We start from the raw sequence: 3,770 nt of genomic DNA on the forward strand, positions 1-3,770 counted from the left end.
AGACGCCGGACTCGGGGGCGATCTCCACCGCCGGCAGCGCCTCGGGGCCCTCGCCGCGGTCGACCACCGAGAGCGCCAGCTCCACGCCGTCGACGTAGCTGGTCGAACCGCGGGACCCAGGGTCGTAGGTGACCACCGACTGGCCGTAGCCCGGAGCTTCCGAGACTCGAACGTTCCGTGGGATGACGGTGTCGAGCACCAGGCTGCCGAAGTGGTTGCGCACCTCCTCGGCGACCTGGTCGGCGAGCTTCGTCCGCCCGTCGTACATCGTGAGCAGGATGGTCCGGACGGCGATCCCCGGGTTGAGGTGCCGGCGGACCAGGTCGATGTTGTTGAGCAGCTGCCCCAGGCCCTCCAGCGCGTAGTACTCGCACTGGATGGGGATGAGCACCTCGTCGCCGGCCACGAGGGCGTTCAGGGTGAGCAGCCCCAGGGACGGCGGGCAGTCGATGAGCACGTAGTGCGGGCGCTGCTCCGGCGGCAGTTCCTGCAGGTAGGTCTCGATCGCGCGGCGCAGGCGGTACTCGCGGGCCACGACGGAGACCAGCTCGATCTCCGCACCGGCCAGGTCGATGGTCGCCGGCACGCAGGAGAGCAGCGGCGTGGCCGTCGTCGGGTGCACCACCTCGGCGAGCGAGCTGTCGCCGACCAGGGCGTCGTAGACCGACGGCGTCCCCACGCTGTGGTCGACGCCGAGAGCCGTGCTGGTGTTCCCCTGCGGGTCGAGGTCGATGACCAGCGTCCGCAGCCCGTACAGCGCCAGGGCGACCCCGAGGTTGACCGACGAGGTGGTCTTGCCGACGCCGCCCTTCTGGTTGGCGATGGTGATGACCCGGATGCGACCCGGTGTGGGGAACGGCTCCTGGTCGGCCGCGTGCAGGACCCGGGTGGCCCGGAGCGCCTCCATCGCGATGGGGCTGTCGAACTCGACGGCGGGGGCCGACTGCTCGGCCGTGAGACTGCTCCGCAGCCGCTGGCCCGGGTCGGTCATCTGAGGTCCTTCCTGCCGGTCCGTTTCACGTGGAACGGACGCGGGAAGTGGTGCGGGGTTCCACGTGGAACGCGCATCAGCGCGTCCCTCGCGTCATCACCACCACGGTAGTGGCAGCCTCCCCCAGCCCCGCACCGACAGCCCGCGCGTGGATCTCGCGCATCCCGGCCGCCTCCAGGTCGGGCACCAGCGACGGCAGTTCCTCCAGGGCGCGGGACCCGACGAGGGCGACCAGCTGGGCGCCCGGGCGCAGCAGCCCGCGGCACCACGAGACCAGCCGGGGGAGGGCGGCGACGGCCCGCGCCGTGACGACGTCCACCGGCCCGACCGCGGCACGCACCGAGCGCTCCTCGGCCCGGCCGCGCACGACCCGCCACGGCCTGCCGAGCTCGGCGACGACCTCCTCGAGGAACTCCACCCGCCGGGCCATCGGCTCGAGCAGGGTGAGCCGGAGGTCCGGCCGGGCCAGCGCCAGGGGGACGCCGGGCAGGCCGGCGCCGCTGCCGACGTCCACCACCCGGGCGTGGGCCGGGACGGCGTCGGCGACGGCGGCGCTGTTGAGGACGTGCCGCTCCCACAGCCGGGGCACCTCCCGCGGGCCGATCAGCCCGCGGGTGACGCCGTCGGTGGCCAGCCGGGCGACGTAGCGCTCGGCGTCGTGCAGCGCCGTCCCGAACACCGACCGCGCGACCTCCGGTGCCGGTGGGACGGCTGGGGCGCCCGCGTCGGGAGAGGCTGCCCCGCTCACCGGTCGGGCAGCACCACGACGCGTCGGTTGGGCTCCTCGCCCTCGGACTCGCTGTGCACGCCGGCCACCCCGGCGATGACGTCGTGGACGACCTTGCGCTCGAACGGGTTCATCGCCGACAACCGCTCCGGCTGCCCGCTGCTCGCCACCCGACGGGCGGACTCGGCCGCCAGCGAGGTCAGGTCGGCCCGGCGGCGGGCGCGGAACCCGCTGATGTCGAGCATGAGGCGGCTGCGCACGCCGGTGGACTGGGCGACGGCGAGCCGGGTGAGCTCCTGCAGCGCCTCCAGCACGGCGCCGTCGGCACCGACGAGGTCCTCGAGGTCGCCGCCGACGATTGCCACCGACGCCCGGTCGCCCTCGACGTCGAGGTCGATGTCGCCGTCCACGTCGAGGATGTCGAGCAGCCGCTCGAGGTAGTCACCGGCGACGTCGCCCTCGCGGACCAGCAGGTCGTCGGCGCCCTCGTCGTCCGCGGGCTCGATGGCGGCGTCGGCACCCTCCTCGTCCGGGTCGGGCAGGTCCGGCTGCGCCGGCACGTCCGCGTCGGCGGGCGGGCTCAGGACCGCGCCGGAGGTGGCCTCACTCGTGGGGCCGGCCGGCTCGGCAGGGTGCTGTGGGGCGCTCATGGCGTGTCCTCCAGTCGTGCGGGCGTCCGGGGTCGACCCCGGTGGTCGGTCGCCGGCGCGGGCACCCGAGGGCGCCGCGCGCGCCGGCTCAGCGGCGCTTGCGCTTGCCGCGGTTGGCCGGTCCCTGGCCGCTGCGCCCGCTCCCGCTGCGCGGATGGCTACCCGCGGAGCGGTCGGCCGTCGGCGCGCCGTCCACGCTCGCGGCGGTGGCACCGGTCGGGGTCGGGGTGTCGTCGGCGGTGGTGTCCCCGGTCGGGTTGGCCGTGTCGACCGTCGAGGCCGGGGCGGTGGTGTGCCCGCCCTTCGGGCGCACCGGCTTGGCGCCGGGGCGGGGGGCCAGCGTCTTCGGGTCGACGGCCGGCTTCTCCGCGGCCGCCTTGGCCTTGGCGGCGTCGGAGCCGGGCGGCGGCATCTTGCGCAGGATGAAGAACTGCTGCCCGAGCGTCCACAGGTTGTTGGTGAACCAGTACAGGAGGACGCCGATGGGGAAGAGGAAGCCGGAGACGAACAGGCCGAGCGGCATCACGTAGAGCAGCATCTTCTGCACCATCGCGGCCTGGCCCTCGACCGGGCCGGAGCGCCGCATGATCTGCTTCTGCGTGAAGTAGGTCGTGAAGCTCATGATCAGGATGAGCAGGAACGCGACGACCCGGATCTGGGTGTAGCCGTTCGTGATGTCGAGGATCGCGTCTTCCTTGGACCCGCTCATGAAGAACGAGGACGAGATCGGCGCCCCGAAGAACGGCGCCCGCGCGGCCTCGTCGGTGAGCTGGTCGTCCCAGCTGTAGAGGCCCTGGGCGTCGGGCGCCAGCCGCCGCAGCACGTGGAAGAGCGACAGGAAGATCGGGATCTGCGGCAGGATCGGCAGGCAGCCGGCGAGCGGGCTGACGTTCCGCTCCTTCTGCAGCTTCTGCATGGCCACGGCGAAGCCCTGCCGGTCGCTGCCGTACTGCTTGCGCAGCCGCTGGATCTCCGGCTGCAGCTCCTGCATCGCCCGCTGGGACTTGACCTGCTTGACGAACAGCGGGAAGAGGATCACCCGGACGGTGACGACCAGGAAGACGATCGACAGCGCCCACGCCAGGCCCGACAGGCCCGTCCCTGCCTCGGGGTCGTCGAAGACGAGGCTCCACAGCGCGTGCCACTGCGCCATGACCCACGAGATGGCGGTGTACAGCCAGTCAAGCAAGGGGGGACTCCTCCTGCGGGGCCCGGCGGGGTGCCGACGGGACGGGTCGGGCGGATGCGGGCGGGGTCGTGCGGACCCGGCCTCGGATACACATCTGACGCTGCCGACGACTGCGGAAGGGGGGACCGCGTGTAGCGTCGTCTCATTTAAATAACTTATACATAAATAACTATGTCTAAGTTACTATATATCATGTCAACTGTCGTCTACGTG

Annotated in this window: 4 protein-coding genes; all 4 read right to left on the reverse strand. The window is 72.4% G+C overall.

Going from position 1 to position 3,770, the window contains the following annotated elements; translation table 11 throughout:
* On the reverse strand, positions 1 to 991 hold a 991-nt coding region (locus CNO22_RS26095; protein WP_232807370.1), incomplete at its 3' end, for a ParA family protein.
* Positions 992 to 1,067: 76 nt separating this feature from the next.
* The gene (rsmG, locus tag CNO22_RS26100) at positions 1,068 to 1,739 is read right to left on the reverse strand and encodes a 16S rRNA (guanine(527)-N(7))-methyltransferase RsmG (protein WP_100502155.1); all 672 of its coding nucleotides are present in this window, start codon (positions 1,737 to 1,739) and stop codon (positions 1,068 to 1,070) included.
* Positions 1,736 to 2,368 (reverse strand): Jag family protein, encoded by a 633-nt coding sequence (locus tag CNO22_RS26105; RefSeq protein WP_100502156.1) that lies wholly within the window; start codon positions 2,366 to 2,368, stop codon positions 1,736 to 1,738. The genes rsmG and CNO22_RS26105 overlap by 4 nt, the downstream gene beginning before the upstream one ends.
* An 88-nt stretch (positions 2,369 to 2,456) precedes the next feature.
* The gene (gene yidC, locus CNO22_RS26110; RefSeq protein WP_100502157.1) at positions 2,457 to 3,557 is read right to left on the reverse strand and encodes a membrane protein insertase YidC; all 1,101 of its coding nucleotides are present in this window, start codon (positions 3,555 to 3,557) and stop codon (positions 2,457 to 2,459) included.
* Between the last annotated feature and the right edge of the window lie 213 nt (positions 3,558 to 3,770).

The sequence above is a fragment of the Geodermatophilus chilensis genome (assembly GCF_002802985.1).
Lineage (GTDB): Bacteria > Actinomycetota > Actinomycetes > Mycobacteriales > Geodermatophilaceae > Geodermatophilus > Geodermatophilus chilensis.

Excerpts from the sequence above, each read along its gene's own strand:
- CNO22_RS26105 (WP_100502156.1), bottom strand. The coding sequence starts at position 2,368 with ATGAGCGCCCCACAGCACCCTGCCGAGCCGGCCGGCCCCACGAGTGAG.